The sequence below is a fragment of the Sulfuricurvum sp. PD_MW2 genome (genome assembly GCF_002633015.1).
In the GTDB taxonomy this organism is placed as follows: domain Bacteria; phylum Campylobacterota; class Campylobacteria; order Campylobacterales; family Sulfurimonadaceae; genus Sulfuricurvum.
Genome location: NZ_NSIU01000003.1, coordinates 56,735 through 75,960, shown reverse-complemented (window position 1 = coordinate 75,960; position 19,226 = coordinate 56,735). Strand labels below are relative to the sequence as shown.

At 42.7% G+C, this 19,226-nt stretch carries 20 protein-coding genes; 14 read left to right on the top strand and 6 right to left on the bottom strand.

Annotated elements, in window-relative coordinates; translation table 11 throughout:
- Positions 1–5: 5 nt before the first annotated feature.
- The 3 genes from CJD30_RS02920 to fabI are packed head-to-tail and all read left to right on the top strand — an operon-like array spanning position 6 to position 2,760.
- Entirely contained in the window at positions 6–1,196 is a 1,191-nt protein-coding gene (locus CJD30_RS02920; protein ID WP_294916138.1) for a phosphoglycerate kinase, read from the top strand.
- Positions 1,197–1,212: 16 nt separating this feature from the next.
- Positions 1,213–1,932 (top strand): triose-phosphate isomerase, encoded by a 720-nt coding sequence (locus CJD30_RS02915; protein WP_294916136.1) that lies wholly within the window; start codon positions 1,213–1,215, stop codon positions 1,930–1,932.
- A 3-nt stretch (positions 1,933–1,935) separates the two neighbouring features.
- Positions 1,936–2,760 (top strand): enoyl-ACP reductase FabI, encoded by an 825-nt coding sequence (fabI, locus tag CJD30_RS02910; RefSeq protein ID WP_294916134.1) that lies wholly within the window; start codon positions 1,936–1,938, stop codon positions 2,758–2,760.
- A 23-nt stretch (positions 2,761–2,783) separates the two neighbouring features.
- On the opposite strand, the gene CJD30_RS02905 is transcribed toward fabI, so the two are convergent.
- Positions 2,784–3,203, bottom strand: coding sequence for a hypothetical protein (locus tag CJD30_RS02905; protein WP_294916132.1), 420 nt, complete (start codon positions 3,201–3,203; stop codon positions 2,784–2,786).
- Between the two features lie 249 nt (positions 3,204–3,452).
- On the opposite strand from CJD30_RS02905, the gene CJD30_RS02900 reads away from it, so the two are divergent.
- Both CJD30_RS02900 and CJD30_RS02895 read left to right on the top strand, forming a co-directional pair.
- Entirely contained in the window at positions 3,453–4,763 is a 1,311-nt protein-coding gene (locus CJD30_RS02900) for a porin (RefSeq protein WP_294916130.1), read from the top strand.
- Positions 4,764–4,840: 77 nt separating this feature from the next.
- Positions 4,841–5,794 carry an ABC transporter permease gene (locus CJD30_RS02895; protein ID WP_294916128.1) on the top strand — a complete coding sequence of 318 codons (954 nt, stop codon included), beginning with the start codon at positions 4,841–4,843 and terminating at the stop codon, positions 5,792–5,794.
- Positions 5,795–5,977: 183 nt separating this feature from the next.
- On the opposite strand, the gene nusA is transcribed toward CJD30_RS02895, so the two are convergent.
- Positions 5,978–7,111, bottom strand: coding sequence for a transcription termination factor NusA (gene nusA, locus CJD30_RS02890; protein ID WP_294916126.1), 1,134 nt, complete (start codon positions 7,109–7,111; stop codon positions 5,978–5,980).
- A gap of 166 nt (positions 7,112–7,277) precedes the next feature.
- On the opposite strand from nusA, the gene CJD30_RS02885 reads away from it, so the two are divergent.
- Genes CJD30_RS02885 through CJD30_RS02855 form a run of 7 tightly spaced genes read left to right on the top strand, consistent with a single transcriptional unit; the run spans position 7,278 to position 12,493 of the window.
- Positions 7,278–7,520 (top strand): HP0268 family nuclease, encoded by a 243-nt coding sequence (locus CJD30_RS02885; RefSeq protein ID WP_294916124.1) that lies wholly within the window; start codon positions 7,278–7,280, stop codon positions 7,518–7,520.
- Complete coding sequence (gene miaB / locus CJD30_RS02880; RefSeq protein WP_294916122.1) at positions 7,520–8,812, top strand: tRNA (N6-isopentenyl adenosine(37)-C2)-methylthiotransferase MiaB; 1,293 nt, start codon at positions 7,520–7,522, stop codon at positions 8,810–8,812. The genes CJD30_RS02885 and miaB overlap by 1 nt, the downstream gene beginning before the upstream one ends.
- Positions 8,784–9,428 carry a lysophospholipid acyltransferase family protein gene (locus CJD30_RS02875; protein ID WP_294916120.1) on the top strand — a complete coding sequence of 215 codons (645 nt, stop codon included), beginning with the start codon at positions 8,784–8,786 and terminating at the stop codon, positions 9,426–9,428. Before miaB ends, CJD30_RS02875 begins: the two co-directional genes overlap by 29 nt.
- 8 nt (positions 9,429–9,436) lie before the next feature.
- The gene (locus CJD30_RS02870; RefSeq protein ID WP_294916118.1) at positions 9,437–10,282 is read left to right on the top strand and encodes a tyrosine-type recombinase/integrase; all 846 of its coding nucleotides are present in this window, start codon (positions 9,437–9,439) and stop codon (positions 10,280–10,282) included.
- Positions 10,279–11,313, top strand: coding sequence for a hypothetical protein (locus tag CJD30_RS02865; RefSeq protein ID WP_294916116.1), 1,035 nt, complete (start codon positions 10,279–10,281; stop codon positions 11,311–11,313). Before CJD30_RS02870 ends, CJD30_RS02865 begins: the two co-directional genes overlap by 4 nt.
- Positions 11,310–11,837: a hypothetical protein gene (locus CJD30_RS02860; RefSeq protein ID WP_294916114.1), complete on the top strand. Its 528-nt coding sequence runs from the start codon at positions 11,310–11,312 to the stop codon at positions 11,835–11,837. Before CJD30_RS02865 ends, CJD30_RS02860 begins: the two co-directional genes overlap by 4 nt.
- A complete protein-coding gene (locus CJD30_RS02855; RefSeq protein ID WP_294916113.1) occupies positions 11,834–12,493 on the top strand; it encodes a hypothetical protein in 660 nt (219 codons plus the stop codon). Before CJD30_RS02860 ends, CJD30_RS02855 begins: the two co-directional genes overlap by 4 nt.
- 8 nt (positions 12,494–12,501) lie before the next feature.
- Here the strand turns inward: CJD30_RS02855 and CJD30_RS02850 are convergent, their stop codons facing one another.
- Positions 12,502–13,263, bottom strand: coding sequence for a pyrroline-5-carboxylate reductase (locus CJD30_RS02850; RefSeq protein WP_294916111.1), 762 nt, complete (start codon positions 13,261–13,263; stop codon positions 12,502–12,504).
- Positions 13,256–13,645, bottom strand: coding sequence for a flagellar assembly protein FliW (gene fliW / locus CJD30_RS02845; protein WP_294916110.1), 390 nt, complete (start codon positions 13,643–13,645; stop codon positions 13,256–13,258). The genes CJD30_RS02850 and fliW overlap by 8 nt, the downstream gene beginning before the upstream one ends.
- A 129-nt stretch (positions 13,646–13,774) precedes the next feature.
- Here fliW and bamD point away from each other — a divergent pair, with 129 nt between their 5' ends.
- Together bamD and lon are read left to right on the top strand one after the other, a co-directional pair.
- Positions 13,775–14,491, top strand: coding sequence for an outer membrane protein assembly factor BamD (gene bamD / locus CJD30_RS02840; protein WP_294916108.1), 717 nt, complete (start codon positions 13,775–13,777; stop codon positions 14,489–14,491).
- Between the two features lie 19 nt (positions 14,492–14,510).
- Positions 14,511–16,934, top strand: a complete 2,424-nt coding sequence (gene lon, locus CJD30_RS02835) for an endopeptidase La (protein ID WP_294916106.1) — start codon at positions 14,511–14,513, stop codon at positions 16,932–16,934.
- Here the strand turns inward: lon and tilS are convergent.
- The gene (gene tilS, locus CJD30_RS02830) at positions 16,909–17,922 is read right to left on the bottom strand and encodes a tRNA lysidine(34) synthetase TilS (protein ID WP_294916104.1); all 1,014 of its coding nucleotides are present in this window, start codon (positions 17,920–17,922) and stop codon (positions 16,909–16,911) included. The two genes, lon and tilS, sit on opposite strands and share 26 nt — an antisense overlap.
- Positions 17,897–19,213 carry a 30S ribosomal protein S12 methylthiotransferase RimO gene (gene rimO, locus CJD30_RS02825; RefSeq protein ID WP_294916103.1) on the bottom strand — a complete coding sequence of 439 codons (1,317 nt, stop codon included), beginning with the start codon at positions 19,211–19,213 and terminating at the stop codon, positions 17,897–17,899. The genes tilS and rimO overlap by 26 nt, the downstream gene beginning before the upstream one ends.
- Positions 19,214–19,226 lie beyond the last annotated feature (13 nt).

The following is a 19,226-nucleotide window of genomic DNA, read 5'->3' as shown; positions in this document are numbered from 1 at the left end:
AAAAAATGGAATTATTGAACATCAAAGAGTGTGATATCAAAGGGAAAAAAGTATTTATCCGTTGTGACTTTAATGTCCCGATGGATGATTACGGCAATATTACCGATGATCGCCGTATCCGCTCGGCGCTTGCAACGATCAACTATTGTCTCGATCAAAAGTGCGCGATTATTCTGGCGTCCCATTTCGGAAGACCTAAAGGGGAACCGGATGAAAAATATTCGTTAGCACCGATCGCGCGTCGATTGCACCAACTTTTAAAAGTAGATGTTCAAATGGCTGAAGATGTCGTAGGTGAAGATGCTAAAGCACGCGCATCGAAGCTCAAAGAGGGCGAGGTTTTGTTGCTCGAGAATTTGCGTTTTGAAAAAGGTGAAACGAAAAACGATACTGAGCTTAGCGCAACGTTGGCTCACATGGCAGATATTTACATTAATGACGCATTTGGCGTAAGCCACCGTGCGCACGCATCGGTAGAGGGGATTACAGTGCATTTTGATGAACAACATAAAGCCGCAGGATTTTTGCTTCAAAAAGAGATCCAATTCTTCGGAACATTGTTGGAACGCCCTGTCCGTCCGTTTGCAGCGATTGTCGGAGGTTCAAAAGTTTCAGGAAAACTTGAAGCACTCATTAATCTTTTGCCGAAAGTCGATAAGATTTTGGTCGGAGGAGGGATGGCGTTTACATTCCTCAAAGCATTGGGGCACAATGTCGGAAACTCATTGGTTGAAGATGATTTGCTCGATGATGCGATCAAAATTATGGAAGAGGCTAAGCGTTTGGGTGTGAAATTTTACCTTCCTGTGGATGTCGTTGCGGCAGAGAAATTTGCTCCGGATGCGATGAGCCGTCTATGTACCGTTCAGGAGATTCCGGATGGATGGATGGGACTTGATATCGGGCCTGCAACGGTGCGCTTGTACCGTCAAGTACTCAACGATGTTCAAACGATTCTTTGGAATGGTCCGATGGGTGTTTATGAGATGGATCGCTTTGCACGCGGATCAAATAAAATTGCCCATTTCGTAGCTGATTCATACGCAACAACCGTTGTCGGTGGCGGAGATACCGCGGATTTGGTTCAGCGTATCGGTTTGGATGAAGAGATGACATTTATTTCAACCGGTGGCGGCGCGTCACTGGAGTTGCTCGAAGGTAAAATTCTTCCGGGCGTAAAACCGTTATTAAAATAAACCAAAGGAGACCGTCATGATTATTTGTGCCAATTTTAAAGCGAATAAAACGCGTCAAGAGACACGAGCCTATATGGCGGTCGTAGAGTCGTTCGTCAGTGCAAATGACATTAGCGATACGGTGATCGTATTTCCTCCGTTTACCGCGCTGGATCACGATCCTCGCAATGTATTGATCGGAGTACAAAACGGCTATCCTGTTGCAAACGGTGCATTTACCGGAGAGATTGCATTGGAACAGCTCGAAGAATTCGGAATCAAAACAATTTTGATCGGGCATTCGGAACGACGCCATATTATCGGTGAAACCCAAGAACAAATAGCGCAAAAATTTCAATTTTTTGCGGAGCAAGGATTTGTGATTGTTTATTGTGTCGGGGAGCCTCTTGAAATGAGAGAAGCCGGTGAGGATGTTATGATGACCTATATCGAGCGACAATTTGAGGGTATTGATCTTGCATACCCTGATTTGATTATCGCGTATGAGCCGGTATGGGCAATCGGTACGGGACTCACACCGTCAAATCAAGATATCGAAGCGTTGCATCATGCATTGAGAGCTAAAACGTCTGCCCCGCTCTTATACGGAGGAAGTGTAAAAGTAGAAAATGCAGGCGAGATTATGGCATTGGAAAACGTTGACGGTGTTTTGGTCGGTTCAGCGGCACTCAGTGCCAATGATTTTTGCGATATGATCGCACAAGCAGCAGAATTAAATACACAAAAAGGAGAATAATAGATGTTAATGCAAGGGAAAAAAGGTCTAATCGTAGGGTTGGCGAATGATAAATCAATCGCATATGGAATCGCTCAATCGCTTCATGCACAAGGGGCGCAAATGGCATTCACCTATTTGAACGAAGCGCTTCAAAAACGGGTTGAGCCGATTGCAGAAAGTTTTAATAACTCTCCGGTTTATAAATTGGACGTATCGGATGAAGCCGATATGGCAGCTATCGCCGATAAAGTTGCAGCAGATTTCGGACAAATCGACTTTTTGGTCCACTCCGTTGCTTTTGCTCCGAAAGAAGCATTGACCGAAGGGTTTATGAAAACCTCTAAAAATGCATTCCAAATTGCGATGGATATTTCAGTGTATTCATTCATCGATTTAACAAGCCGTTTAGAGAGTGTTTTGGCATCGGGTGCTTCTATTATTACCCTTAGCTACCTTGGCGGACCAAAATACATTCCTAATTATAATGTGATGGGTGTAGCAAAAGCGGCATTGGAATCGACGGTACGCTATATGGCGGTAGAACTCGGCGCTTCAAAAGGGCAACGTGTTAATGCGATCAGTGCAGGACCGATTCGTACGCTAGCAGCGAGTGGAATCGGTGATTTTAAACAAATCCTTACATGGAATGAGTGCAACGCTCCGCTTCGTAAAAACGTGACAATCGAAGAGGTTGGTAACTCGGCGATGTATCTTTTGAGCGATCTTTCAAGCGGCGTGAGTGGTGAAGTTCACTACGTCGATGCAGGTTATAACATTATGGGTATGGCTGCTGTTGAGAAAAATGCAGAGGGTAAAAGCGTTTTTGTTTGGGATGAGAGAGAATAATCTCTCCGCCCTGTTACGATAGGTTACTTTCCAATCAACGGCATTCGATTGAGCATATCGATGTGGGAAGGATCTTTTGGTTTTCCTGCATTCATCTTCTCTTTGTTTTCTTGATACACTTTCCATTTATCTACAAAATTTTGCAACTTAAATGTTTCATTGCTATCTGTTTTTGGCACTTCCACGATTTTTTCTTCAACAACGACCTTTCCATCCGGCATTGTTTTGGTTGTGGTCACTTTTTGGTCCTGAGTCAGCGGAGTCCATTCCTCTTTTAACCAACGGTCTAATGCACGTTGCATAGCACCATCTTCACTTTCTACAGTAGCACTAGGAGAGACGACATTTAGGTTTTTATTTTGTGAGGGTGTTACTCCTGTGGTATTGGCTGCACAGCCCCCAAACAAGAGTAATGCAATCGAAAGGGTTAGAGAGTGATGCATAAGATTTTCCTCTATTTAGATTGAAGTTTTTAGATTAATTCGTACTATATCATAGAACTGGGATAATCGTCACAAAAACTGCTTTAAATATATTCTTACAAAATTGTCACATTCGCAAAATAGGGGTTTCCTCAAAGGTATGGAATAAAAAACAAATTTTATTTTAACAGCAATGTTTAAGAATAGGGGGGTTACAATTAACGGTGACGAAACAAAAACATAAGGTCAAGCTTAACTTAAGGAGAATCAATGAAGTTAGTTAAAATGAGTCTTGCAGCAGCAGTGTTGCTCGGTGCGAGCGCATTCGCAATCGATAATGTAAAAGTAAGTGGTGATGCTAAACTTTTCTATGGAACAAGCAATACAGATCAAACAACTGCTGGCACGTCAGATGCGTTGTTCGGGTATGATAACAGTTATGCAGATACTGCGCTCCGCATTGGTGCAACTGGTGATTTGACAAAAGGTGTATCTTTCGGTGTTACAGCAACTGCTGTTAGTACACTTGGTTTGGAAAATAACCTTGTAGCAAATACTTGGACTGGTGCACACTATCATAGTGGAGCAGTTGATGATGAAGCATGGGTAAGTGAAGCATGGATTGCTGCTACTCTTGGTAAAACAACTGCAAAAATCGGACGTATGGAATTGGATACACCACTTGCATTCTCTGAAAAATGGTCAGTTGCTGCTAACACATTCGAAGGTGCAGTATTGTTGAACCAAGATCTTCCGGATACTACATTGGTAGGTGCATGGGTTGGAAAAGCGAATGGTGTTAACGTTCTTGGTGCTAACAGTTTAGGTGGAGTAACAGATAATCGTCAGGATATCGTTCCAGGTGGAGCAACTAATCCACTAGGTATCGATGGCATTATGGCGACTGGAGCTAAAATGACAACATTTGTTAAAGGTGGTGCTTATGCAGCAGCATTGGTTAACAACTCATACAAACCACTTACTTTCCAAGCATGGTACTACAACGTAGTTGATGTTGCGGATGCATACTGGTTGCAAGCTGATATCAATTGCCAATTGGTTAAAGGTTTGACAATCGGTGCTCAATATGCTGATATCGATACAAAAGGTGTAGCAAAAACATTTACTGATTCATCAGCTTATGCATTCAAACTTGGTTATTCTAAAGATAAATTGAATGTTGCTGCAGCATATTCTAATGCAGACAAAGACGGTACATTAAAAATTGCTAACGTTGCTACAAACAATCTTGGCAATTCACAATCTAAATTGTATACAGAAGCTTTCTGGAACTATGGATATGTAGGACGCGCTGGTGCAGAGTCTTATATGCTTTTGGCTGAATACGATGCTGGAATTGCAAAATTTGCTGCACAATACACTGATGTAACTGTTCGCCCAACGAGTGCTGCTAGCAATGAAGATATGACTGAAGTTGCATTGACTGCTACTAAATCATTCGGACCATTGGATGCAACATTGGCATACATTTCAACAGATGCAACAGATCAAAATACAGCTGTTAACGCAAATGGTGCTCGTTACGATTCAGTACAAGCATACTTGACTCTTAAATTCTAAGACTCTTTTGCTTCTCTTTCGTCCCCTTTAGGGGATGAACTCCTCTTTTTACACTCTTCTTTTGCTATAATCATTCTATGAACTATTTATTTCGATCATTTCTCTATACGCTATTGATGCTGTTACTTATTTCAATCCTCTCTTTTGGAGCGATACATATGGCACCGAATAGCTTTATGGGGGGAGAACTGAATCCGAACATGACACAAGAAGCGATCGCAAAGCTTCAAAGTATCTACGGGCTGGATAAACCGCTTTTGCAGCAATACATCGATTGGGTACACAATCTCCTCAGCCTAAATTTTGGTGTATCGTTTGTCAGTGGAGCAGAGGTCTCTACTGTTGTTGCTGATCGACTTCCCGTAACGTTGTGGATGAATATCACTGCTATGGTAATAACTTTTGTTGTATCGCTTTGGTTGGGGATACAATCAGCACTAAATCATGGGAAAAAATCCGATTCGTTTATCACGCAGTTCTCTCTTTTGAGCTTCGCCATGCCTTCTTACTATTTGGCTTTGGTCTTAATGATGGTGCTCAGTGTTACATGGGGATGGTTTCCAATCGCAGGGATGCATTCGTTAGAACCACCTGAGGGTATCGGATATTATCTTGATATGGCATGGCATTTGACGTTGCCGATAATCGTTATGGTATTTGTCGGAGTAGGAAGTTTGGTTCTTTATATCCGCTCCCTGACTCTCGAAATCCTCAAAAGTGATTATATTTATTTTGCTCGTGCACGAGGAATTTCTCAATCACAGATTATTCGTCATTACATATTGCCTAATCTTTTACCGCCGATTGTAACGATTTTAGGATTGTCTCTACCGGGATTGATTGGCGGATCGGTGATTTTGGAGTCTATTTTTGGTATAGAGGGGATGGGACAGTTGTTTTATCTCTCCGCGATGAGCCGGGATTATCCTGTAATTATGGGGATTTTGATGATGAGTGCATTTTTGACGTTGATAGGGAATCAGATTGCGGATGCAGTCTTATTGAAGTTAAATCCGTTTGTGAAAAGATAATTTTAGATCTACTTTTCTGTTTAGCCAGAAAAGTAGCAAAAGAGCATACCGTAATCCAAAAACGCTACGTTCCTCTCGGCACGACTGCCTTTGGAACGGCTCTTGGTATTGGATTACGGGAATTTAATTGTATGATTTTCTTTCGGTACTTTTCTTATGAAAAAGAAAAGTATGAGAGTATTATTAGTTTCCGAAAAGCGCTTCGAGTGAGCTAAGCCCCTCTTTTTTCTCTTCCTGAGCTTTTTCACCCATTTGGATAGTTCCGCCCACTTCGTTAAGCTCAATGGTGTATCCGGTCAACATCGATGCAAGACGGATATTGATTCCGCTTTTTCCGATTGCTTTGGATTTTTGGTCACTTGGGAGGGTAACGATCGCTTTTTTCTCTTCACCCTCATTCTCAGAGAGGACAACGGCACTGATAATTGCAGGAGCCATTGCACGTGAGATAAACAACTCAGGAGAAGCACTGTACTCGACACAGTCGATATTTTCACCGCATAGCTCTTCGCTTACCGCATTAATACGTACGCCGCGTACCCCGACGGTTGCCCCGATCGGATCGATTTGAGGACGGTTGGTATAGAGGGCGATTTTTGCACGCTCACCCGGGATGCGGGCACATTTTTCGATGACGACGATACCGTCTTTGATTTCAGGAACTTCAAGGGCCAAAAGCTCTTCGAGAAATTTCGGTGCAGTACGGGAAAGCTCCATAGAGATACCGTTGCTTTTGTCGACGTGTACACGTCGTACGATAGCACTGACAACGTCTCCGACTTTGAATTTTTCCCCTTTAATACGGCTTTTCATCGGCAATACGGCACGGATTTCATCAATTTCAATAGTGGTGTTTTGATCTCCGTCTACACGGGTAACGCGCCCCGAGACGATTGAGTTGATTTTACTTTTGTATTTATCGTAAAGTTCATTTTCAACAAGGCGTTGGATATGAAATTCGATCTCTCTGTGGAGAGCTGCGAATGCGCTGCGTCCGTAGCTCTCGATATCATGTTCCATTTGGAGTTGATCACCGATTTCTGCTTCATCATCAATCTCGAGTGCTGCGGTGATACTCATATAAGCACCTGCTTCTTCACCTTCTAATTCAGGGGCATCATCAGTGACTACTGTAATGATTTGGCGTAATTTCACTTGTTTGGTACGGTCGTCAATATCCGCTTCAAAAGCAAAAGTTGGATTAATAATACGTTTGGCAGTTTGGATAAATGATGTTTTGATCGCTTCTTGGACACGATCCGGACTCAGACCTTTTTCGTTGGCGATTGAAGTAATAATATCTATAATATTTTCCACAGGACTATCCTCTTGATAATGGGTAACTCATAAAAAATTAGGGTTGGTATGGGAAAGCTTTTTTATGAAGGATAAGTATTATACACGAAATTCTCTTAATGGGATATTTATCCTTTCACAGCTATAATCCCCCTAATATCAAGAACTCTATATAAAAGGGAAAATTATGGAACTCAAACTCGCACGCAGCGAACAAGATACAAAACCACGCAAAATCGATCTTAAAAAAATCACCGAAATGGTAGAAAAAAGCAACTCTTCTATCCTCTATTTCGATCGTGAAAATTCACATAAAGATCTTCTTGCACTTCAAGACCATTTTGAAGCTGAAGGGAAAAGCTTTTATATGCGCGAAGTTAAATATGGACTTTCCGCTAATGAGTACATGTACGAAGTTCATATTCTCTAATGTCCAAAAAACTCTTTATCGAAACGCTCGGATGCGCCATGAATGTGCGCGATTCCGAGCATATGATCGCAGAACTCAATGCACATGAAGGGTATGAACTCACCGACGATGCGACCGCTGCCGATCTAATCCTCATCAATACTTGCTCCGTTCGTGAAAAACCGGTACACAAGCTTTTTTCCGAACTCGGTGTTTTTAACAAACTCAAAAAATCGGATGCCAAAATCGGTGTATGCGGTTGTACTGCGTCCCATTTGGGAAAAGAGATTATCAAACGTGCTCCGTATGTGAATTTCGTTCTCGGTGCACGCAATGTCTCTAAAATTACCGATGTACTTCATAAAGATCGTGCCGTTGAGGTGGATATCGATTATGATGAGTCACAGTTTGCATTCAAAGATTTCCGCAGCAGCCCCTACAAAGCATTTATCAACATCTCTATCGGATGTGACAAACAATGCACCTTTTGTATTGTTCCAAAAACCCGCGGAGAAGAGGTATCGATTCCGCCGGAGCTGATTGTTGCGGAAGTGAAAAAAGCAGTTGACAACGGTGCAAAAGAGGTCTTTTTACTGGGTCAAAATGTCAATAATTATGGTCGTCGTTTAGCCAACGAAAAGGTTAATTTTACCGAATTGCTCCGCCGTGTGAGTGCGGTAGAGGGGCTGGAGCGGATCCGTTTTACCTCTCCTCATCCGCTGCATATGGACGATGAATTTATCGAAGAGTTTGCCCGTAATCCAAAAATCTGTAAATCGATGCATATGCCTCTCCAAAGCGGTTCGACGAATATTCTCAAAGCAATGAAACGGGGATACAGCAAAGAGTGGTTTTTGAATCGTGCTCAAAAATTGCGCGAACTGGTTCCGGATGTAAGTATCAGTACCGACATCATCGTCGCATTCCCGGGTGAAAGTGATGAAGATTTTGAAGATACGATGGATGTTTTGAATCAGGTTCGCTTCGAACAGCTCTTTAGTTTCAAATACTCTCCTCGTCCGTTGACAGAAGCAGAAAAAATGGAAGAGGTCGACTCAGAAGTCGGATCGGATCGTTTGGATCGATTGCAAGCGCGTCACGATGAGATACTCGATGAGATGAAATCGATCAATTTAGGAAAAATGGTTGAAGTCTATTTTGAAGAGTTGCGCAGTGATGGATACGTTGCGGGTCGCAGTGACAATAATCTCTCGATCAAAGTCAAAGGGAGTGAAGAGTGGCTGGGAAAAATCGCTAAAGTAAAGATTATCGAGGTTTCACGCAATGTCCAATACGGTGAGATCATTGCGTAAAACGATCCTCCGTAAACTTGCTTTATGGCTGATTCCACCGATCGGAGCATTTTTGATCCGATGTATCTATCTCACGAATCGAAAACGGTTTCATCTCCCCTCTATCATTCCCAATGAGCCGGTTATTTTTGCATTTTGGCATGGAGATTTGCTGATGCAACCGTATCTTTATTACCAATTTCGAAAGATTCCAAAAGCCAATGTTCTGATAAGTGATCATTTTGACGGTCAGATTATTGCCCGAATCATGCGCTATTTTAAACTCGGGACAATACATGGATCAACAACGCGCGGTGGAGCAAAAGTATTGATACAAGGGCTTAAATCACTCTCGGAAGGGTATGATATAGGGATTACCCCTGATGGACCGAAAGGGCCTCGCCATGAGATGAGCGACGGTGCGGTGATTATGGCGCAAAAGCGACAAACGAAAGTGATCGTTTATAGTTGTGTCCCTTCCAAATTTTGGCAGCTCTCGAGCTGGGATCGCTTTACTGTTCCAAAGCCGTTTGGGGTCATTGATTTCTATGCATCGGAGCCGATCGATATCTCGGGGCTTGAGATGGATGAGGCAAAGACTCTCATTAAAATGAAATTGATGGAACATGCACTCTAAAGGGCGGCATGATGCACGAACTATATCGTGAAAAAGAAGCTTTTTTAAAGCATCTGGATGGGTTTAGGGGGTATTCTGCTCTCACCATCCGAAGTTATAACGATGCTGTTGATGAGATGCTCTCGCATGCGGAAATCGTTGAACATAGCGGTATTGTATCTATTAACTTAATGCCGCTAAGACTTAAAATCGCTCCGTTAAAAGCAAAAACGATTGCAGCAAAATTGAGTGCGATACGTAGTTTTGTTAAATATCTCCGAGACAATAACAGAGCTGTTGAACTCAGCGGGGATGAGAGTATAAAGATCCCTAAAACACTTCCGAAACCACTTACCCATGAGCAGATTGCCCATGCATTAGAGTATGCTGACCCGCAAGAAGCTTTGGCAATTTCTTTGTTATACACCATGGGCTTGCGTATTTCTGAATTAACCCATTTGCGTATAAGTGATATGGATAATAACTGGTCACGCATCAGGGGGAAGGGATCAAAACAAAGAGACATTCCAATGGTAGAGGGGATAGTCGAAATGATTGAAAATTATCGTCGCGAGCATCCTTCTCAAGAGTATGTTTTTGAGAAGAAAGGTGAAAAATTAAGCGAAAATAGTCTAAGATATACCATTATTAAGGCATTCGCAAAGGTTGGACTCAAAGTGACTCCGCATCAGCTACGTCATACCTATGCTACGGAACTGTTAAACAATGGTGCTCGAATTGCCGATGTTAGCGAATTATTGGGGCATGCCAGTATGGCGACCACCCAGATTTATACAAAATTAGGAAATGCTTTGAAAATGGAGCATTATCTGAAATCGCATCCCCTATGCCAAAATCATGAGGACTCTAAGTGATAGAGCGGTTTTACCGAAAAATTTTCGTCGCTATTGTTCAAGATGGTGGCAAATATAATGTCCGTATTGTTGCGCAAAAGAAAAAGCAGTTTCTCTATACGAAAGAGCGCTCTTTTGACGGTGAGTTTGCTTTACGGGATATGAATACGTATATCCGAAAATACACGGAAGAGACCCCGCTGCATTATATTGCCCTCTTAAACCCTAACCAAAAGCAGGGGGCACTTACAGGTTGCTCTCATCATTCCATTGAAGATATGGAAGAGTTGAGCGGTGCTAAAACCCTTTGCCGTGAGAACAAATGGATTTTATACTCCTCTCTTCGTGAATTGGACGCCTTGCAAGAAGAGTACAAAAAAATCGGTTTGGATTTTATTTTTTCCCCTTTTTCGATTATTGAACATTTTTTTGCCGATAAGATTCAAGGCGGATTTGCAATGTATGCCTTGGCACAAAAAGATTCATTCAGTGTTGCTATTTTTGAAAATGGAAAACTTGAATACGCCCATCATTATCCGTCGCATGAAAAACAGCAAATAATCGAAGATGATACCAATCTTGGCGGATTTAGTGTGGGGATCGCTGAGGTTGAAGAGAATGAAAAAAATATTAGTTTGGATGATATAGAGTCGTTGGATGATCTTGATCTTTTGGATGAATTGGATGATCTGAGTCATATCGAGGATTTGGATACGATTGAAGAGATTGTTGAGTTCAGTGAAGATGAACCGACTATCGAAGAGATACGTCAAACAACCTATCGTCCTGATGATGTAAAAGTACAAATGGATCGCTTTAACAACGATTATCATCGATTTGAGCTTATCCAACGGACATTAACCCGCTTTTACGGCGGAACACACTGTCAAAATCGTTTTGTTGAAACGATCTATATTGCAGATGCATACGGTAGCGGGATAGATTTAAAACGTTACCTTGAAGAGGAACTCTTTTTAAACGTATTGATTCGAAATATTGATTTGGCTGATGAAGTGATTGCGCTTTCAAAAATAGAAGAGGAGGGATTATGAAGCATAGTTTTATAACCCCTCGACGAAAACGCCTCATCAGCGGTGAGCTGAGATTAGTGCTTTTCTTTTTTACCGTTACGATTGCTATGGTTGTCGGTACGTATCTCTTTCTAGAATATAAAACGTATGATTTCGTCAATGAGCGTAAAGAGGTTGCTCGCAAAAGTATAGAGTTGCAACACTCTATTGAAGCCATGGACGAAGAGATAAAAGTGATCGAAACGGAAGCCAAGATCGTAGAGCAGATATCGACCGATAACACGGTGATGAAAGAGAGTATAAAAAACCTTTTTGATCTGGTTCCTGAAGATATTACTTTGACGCGTGCGGAATTGGAAGAAAAATCGTTGATTTTGTATGGGATTACCCCGAATAAAGATACGTATGAATATATGCTTCATGCACCGTTGCGCTCTATTTTTAACCGTACCTATACGAGCTTTTATCCGGCAGAAAACGGGTGGTATCGGTTTGTTTCTTCCAATTATTTGGATGAAGAGACGGTAAAAGAGGTAGTAGAATGAAACGTCAAACGCTCTTTGTAGTTATTTTGTCTATTCTCTTATTGATTGGGGTAAGTGCATTTTCATTTTTCTTTTTGATTCCGAAAGGGAAAGAATATCGCTCTTTGCGTTTGGATAGCAAAAAAGAGTTTCAAGAGTTTGAACTTACGCAAAATCGTTTTGATAACATGAAAAATCGTCTGGATGATTTGAAAAAACAGCATAAACATACGATCGGTGCGTTTGATAAAGTATTTGATCCGGGTCGTTTTGAACGTCTTTATAAAAAAGAGTTTACCGATTTGTATTTGACGGAAATGACCAGTACAGAGGCAAATGGGTCATTTAAAGTATACGAAGTGAATGCAACATCGAAGATTACATCACCTACAAGTTTCTATGAGTTTTTAGAAAATATCAATAAGAGTGAGTGGGTGATCGGGGTTAATTTCCCAATTCATTTTGAACGTGACGGGGATAAAATCCGTTCGAGTTTTACGATGAAAGTGCATAATAAACCTTCCGAACAAGAGAAGGGTGCAAAGAAAAATGAAAATACTAAACATTCGGAAAAACCGGTAGAGAAAACAAACAAGACCGCAGAAGAAAAACCGGAGATTATTTCACCGTTCACTCCGCCGCATAAAACAGATTCAGAACATAAAAAAGAGAAGTAAAAAAAGGTTTACTTCATCCCCTTGGCACGTTCATGGGCAGCATGTATTGCTTCCATACACCCTTCTCGGACTTTTCCTTTTTCAAGTGCTCCGTATCCGGCCGCGGTTGTGCCTCCAGGACTCATGACGTTGTCTTTGAGGAGTGCTGGATGGATTGTTTGGATTAAAGAACCAAATCCATCAAACAATCCACGCATTAAAGCCATTGCATCATCGCGTTTTAAACCTTCTCTGACTGCTCCATCACAAAGCGCTTCTGCAATAAGTGCAAGATAAGCTGGACCACTACCTGCCAGAGCGGTTGCTATATCCAGTTCTTTTTCACTGTTTAGCCAGAGCGTTTGTCCGATTGCCTCGAACAAGGCGATAGCGTTTGAAGCGATTGTCGTATCTCCGACCAATGAAGTCATAGAATGACCTGTTTCTGCGGCAAGATTTGGCATAGCACGGCAATAAGTGTGTGCAGATACGATGCGAAGAGATTCGAGGGTTGTTCCTGCTAAAACCGAATATAACTCAGATGCTTTCCCTTTGAGGAAGGGGGCAATTTCGGTAAGATTGGCCGGTTTGACACACAAAACAATCGTTTTTCCATTGATATCGGCATCAGCATAGAGTGTTTTTTTGATCGGTGCACCAAGACGAATTTCAAATGCTTCGAGTGCATGCATCGTACGTCCGACAACTTCGATTTTATGAGTAGAACAAAGCCCTTTTGCAAGAGCAAATGCCATTTTACCATTCCCGATAAAGGTGATGGTCTTAGACATTATCGGTACCTTTTAGGTAATTGCTGATAGGCTCAGAGATACCAAAGTCTGAGCGATTGTCAACGATGATTTGAGCCATTGTTTGATTGTCGGTATTAAAAACGATCGGTGCGACAAAATTTATAGTCGATTTTTCGATGGGACGCTGCAAAATCATGATATTGTAAATAAGCAGATTACTCTCCGGGGTGATCTCCATAAGTGCTTGAAGGGAAGCGGGAATATCAAAAGAGTATTCTCGAAGAGCAAAAGGGTTCACAAGTGTAAAAGAGGGTCCTTCTCCCACACTCTCCAAACGCATGAATATATCATCAATCTTTTGAAGTTCCATTTTGGATACGGCTTCGAACCCAAGTAAGGGGAGTTTTAAATCAAACTGCATAACTACCTTCTTCTGTCATTAATAGTCTGATTTTAACACATCAAACTAAAAAGTTTCAAGTTTATGCAGGGGTGTTTAATCTCTTTACGGTAAAATAGCTGATAATTTCAAAATAGCGTAGGTTTTTCAATGATAAAAATATGGTTGATCGCTGTAACGGCACTGATTCTGCTAAGCGGATGCGGTAAAGATATCGAAGAGTTTAATAAACCCGCAGAGTATTGGTATGAAAAAATGGTGACAGCCGTCTCCAACGGAAATTTGGAGAAAGCAGATAGTTATTTTAGTTCACTTCAAAGTGAACATATCAGCTCGCCTTTTTTGGCGGAAGCGACGATGATTATGGCTCAAGCGCATATGGCACATGAAGAGTATTTACTTTCAGAACATTTTTTGGATGAGTATATTCGTCGCTATGCCAATCCCGCCGGACGTGAATACGCTGAATTTTTGAAAATTAAGGCCAAATTTTTGGCCCTTCCTCATCCGGGTCGAGATCAGGGATTAATTGATGATACGCTTCGTAATATTGATACGTTTAAGGCATCTTATCCGTATTCCACGTATATGCCGTTGGTTCACTCTATGGAGACGCAGCTTCAACTGGCACGCGGTGTATTGAATGAATACATTGCACAATTGTACGAGCGTTTGGGAAAACCAAAAGGGGCAGAGTTCTATCGTTCAATTGCTCCGGTGACGTGGATCGATTCTAAAGAGATTGTTCAGGCTCAAATACCCTGGTATCGCAAAGCTTTCGAGGGTGACGGTACCAGCAGCTGGTATGATTTTATGATTCCTAAAACACGTAACGTTATCTCTATGGATGATAATAAGACCAAATAAGAATTAAGGATTTTTTTCGATGCAACTCAGTAATTACAGCTCTTTCCCGACCACTTTGCCGGTGATTGCGGAGGATGAGCTTTTTTTATATCCGTTTATGATCTCTCCGTTGTTTTTAAATGATGAAAAAAATATTGCGGCGGCGGCAGAGGCGATAGAAAATAACTCTTTGGTGATTGTATGCCCGGTAAAACCGGAACACGAAGGGGAACGGGAAGGCGATTCGATTTACGATGCGGGTGTTATCGGCTCTATCATGCGCAAAGTAGTTCTCCCAGATGGTCGAATCAAAGTACTGTTTCAAGGACTTGCACGCGGCCATGTGATAGATATGGTTCATGATAATCCGCTTCGAGCACATGTAGATCTTATCCAATCGAGCAGTGTCAATGAACTCAAAATGGATGCGATTTTGGAAGTCTTACGAGAAAAAGTACGCGCGCTTTCTCAGGTAAGCAACTATTTTCCCCCCGATTTGCTCCGCACAATCGAAGAGAATCATGAATATAACCGTATTGTCGACCTGATTTGCAGCTCCATCAAAATCAAAAAAGAGAACGCCTATAAACTCTTTATCGAGCGTGATCCGGAACAGCGCTTTTTGATGCTGATCGATGAGTTGATCGAAGAGACGGAAGCCAATAAACTCCAAAAAGAGATTCGCTCCAAAGTCCATACGCGGATTGAAAAAGTCAACAAAGAGTATTTTCTCAAAGAGCAGCTCAAACAAATCCAAAAAGAGTTGGGTACCGATACCCATCGTGATGAAGAGATCGAAGAGTTTCGTAAAAAGCTCGAAGCGAAAAAAGATAAGATGCATGCTGATGCCTATAAAGAGGTGAACAAACAGCTGGAGCGATTTTCTCGGATGCATCCGGACAGTGCCGATGCAGGGTTATTGCAAACGTATTTGGAATGGGTGCTTGAGATTCCATTTGGCGAAGAGGCAAAAAAAGGTCTTAACATCCACGATGTTGAGAATCAACTCAATAAAGATCACTTTTCGCTCAAAAAACCAAAAGAGCGGATTTTGGAGTATTTCTCCGTTAAAGAGTTATTGGAACTGCGCGGAATTGCCGATAAAGAGGGGCGAGGGGCAATCCTCTGTTTCTCAGGCCCTCCGGGTGTCGGTAAAACATCTCTTGCGAACTCGATCGCTGAAGCGCTGAAACGTCCGCTTGTGCGAATCGCCCTTGGTGGGTTGGAAGATGTGAATGAGCTTCGTGGACATCGCCGTACCTATATCGGTGCAATGCCGGGGCGTATTGTCCAAGGGGTGATCGAAGCGAAAAAGATGAATCCTGTCATCGTTCTCGATGAGATCGACAAAGTAGCGAAATCGCATCGTGGTGATCCGACTGCAGTATTACTCGAAATTCTCGATCCGGAACAAAACACCCATTTTAGAGATTATTATCTGAATTTCAATCTCGATCTTAGCAAAGCGATTTTTATTGCGACGGCGAACGATGTGGGACAAATCCCGGGACCACTGCGCGATCGTATGGAATTTATTACGGTCAGTTCGTATACGCCGCAAGAGAAGTTTCAAATCGCAAAACAGTATTTGATCCCGCAAGAGTTGAAAAAGCACGGTCTCAAACCGAGTGAACTCTCAATCTCTAAAACAGCATTGTCTGAAGTGATCGAAAAACATACCCGTGAAGCAGGGGTTCGTAATCTCCGTCGCCGTGTCGCGGACATTGTCCGAAAAGCAGCGAAAAAGATACTCGAAGAGCCAAGTACGTTAAAAGTGAACGTAAGTCTCAAAAACCTCAAAGAGTTTTTGGAAAAAACGATTTTTGAGATCGATCGAACCGATCATATCGATCGTGTCGGTGTAGTGAACGGATTAGCTTGGACAGCGGTAGGGGGTGATGTGCTCAAAATCGAAGCGATCCGTATCAATGGTAAAGGGGTGTTGCAATTGACCGGGAGTTTGGGTGATGTGATGAAAGAGTCCGCACGTATCGCTCTCTCCGTAGTGAAAACACAGATCGATGAGGGGAAACTCAGTGTCGATCACTCGATTATCCCTCTCTCTCCGGCTGAGCGTGAAAGTGAAACGTTGTTGGATGCGAGTGAAGTGTATAAACGATTTGATCTGCATGTACACGTACCCGATGGTGCTACTCCAAAAGATGGACCGAGTGCCGGAATTGCAATGTCCACGGTCATCGCGTCGATTTTGACCAATAAAAAAGTGCGTGCCGATATCGCCATGACGGGTGAAGTCTCTTTGACCGGAAATGTTCTTCCGATCGGCGGATTGAAAGAGAAACTGATTGCGGCGCACCGTGCGGGGATGAAACTGGCATTGATTCCGCAGAAAAATTATGAACGTGATTTGAGCGATATTCCCGATGAGGTGAAAGCGTCTTTGGAAATTGTTGGTGTGAGCCGAATAGAAGAAGTTCTCAGCCGCCTTTTAATCGACGCATAAGATTCATCGCTTCAGGGGTACCGTAGAGGTATCCTCGAAGTTTTGAAGCGATTTTGAGTCGTCTGCACTCTTCCCTAAATCCCTTATCCATTACGATATTGCTTTCATACGGAGCGATAAACGTATAGTCATGCTCGATAGAGACGACAAACACTCGTCCAATGATATGTTCTCCCCCTTTTTTGAGGTCATTTTTATCGTGTTGGGTAAGCAGATGCCCTTGAGCTTTAAAAAACTGATCGATGCCGTAGATCAATGATCTCACAGTGAGAGGGTTTCTTGTGTATGAAAGCTCATGAACGGTTTCAAAATGGATAGTTTCGATCAATGCGTCATTGTCTTCTTCGAGGTAGCGAAAACTTCGACGGATGGCATCTTTGTATTCACGCATGATCGGAGCGCTGTAACGGTGGCGGAAAAAGTTGCGCGTATAGCGCTCATCGGCATTGCTCTGATCGAGATAGTGAGGGATGTTATGGTCTGCAAGATAGTCTTCGATCGAATCACGATCCCACTCCAAAAGTGGGCGTAGAATCTCTACTTCATCACGTCTATCGTGTGAACGGATACCGAGCATCTCCGGCAACCCTGAACCGCGGCACATCTGCATCATCAGCCACTCTAAACGATCATTCAGTTGATGGGCGGTGAGCAGGTAAGTGTAGCCATGTTTTTTCATCAAGTATCCGAAAAAACGGTATCGCTCCTCACGGGCGCGATGCTCGAAATTGATCCCTTCTAAACGGCAGGAATGGGTATAGCAGTGGAGGTTGTGACGCTCAGCGAGAGATTCGGCATTTCGCTCTTCTTCATCACTCGTTGCACGTGTATGATAGTTGACATGGGCAATATCGAAAGTGATATGGTGTTCGAGCAAAAGGTGGAAAAGGGCGGTAGAGTCCACACCTCCAGAAAAAGCGAGGAGAGAACGCCCTTGTTTTAAGAGATCGAGGTGGAGAATCTCACGCATGACCCGTGAGTGTTGCAAGTGGATTTTTTCCGGCGATTTCGGTAATACGGGCGCGGTAGATCACTCCGTAGAGGAGATCTTCTTCGATTTCACGATCATTGACGTAAATCTCTCCATCGACATCGGGTGCCCAATTCAATGATCTGCTACTTAGAAGAAATTCATGCTCTTCAGACTCCCCGTCGATGACGAGAGGAATCTCTTTTCCTACAAGTTTCGCGAGGCTCTCCTCTTCAACCTTGGACGCAATTTTTCCGAGTTTTTTGGCACGGGCATTGATCACTTTGGTTGAAATTTTATCTTCCATTTCGTGCGCGGTTGTCCCCTCTTCATCGGAATACGAGAAAACGTTGAGACGGTCAAAACCAAATGATGCGGCAAACTCTGCCATCTCTTCAAACATGGCATCGCTCTCTTGCGGATGGCCGACGATGAAACTGGTACGGATAAAGGAAGATGGCAATGCTTTCATAGCATTCAGAAGTTCGAGAGTTTTTTCTTTTCCGAATCCCCGTTTCATGATACGGAGCATCTCATCATTGATATGTTGGATCGGCATATCGAAATAGTTGTGAAATACTTTGGAATCACCGATTGCTTTGATCAGCTTGAGTGATGTAGTAGAAGGATAAAGATACAAAATACGGGCACTTTTGACCCCGTCGATCAGTTCGATCCGTTTGATGAGGTGGATAAGCCCATCGGTGGTATTTTGATCGCGTAGATAGGAGCTTGAATCTTGGGAGACGAAGCTAAAATCATAATATCCTTTTGCAACCAATCCTTCAACTTCATGGGCGATACTCTCTAGATCACGGGAATGGAGTTTCCCTTTGAAAGAAGGGATGGCGCAGAAACTGCACTGCTGATTACACCCTTCCGAGAGTTTGACGTAGGCATGGTATGTGGAACCCGTTACGACCCGCTCAGCACCATCGATGAGGTACACCTCCGGAGTGAAACGGCTTTGTTTTGCTGCCAAAAGCTCATCGATTTTATCGTAGTCGCCTACACCGGTAAAAATATCTACCTCTTTGAGTTCTTTGGACAGCTCTTCTTTATAGCGCTCCGAGAGACACCCTGCCATGACGAGAACTGAGTCTTTTTTGCGTCCCGCATCGAGGTTGAGTACCGTATTGAGAGATTCTTGTTTCGCGGCATCGATAAATCCGCAGGTATTGACGATGATGACGTCCGCTTCATCGCTCGCATCGGTCATTTCAAAATCTTTGAGTCGTCCAAGCATCACTTCGGTATCGACAAGATTTTTGGTGCAGCCTAAGGAGACAATATGAAGTTTTTTGGACATTTTTAGCCTTGAA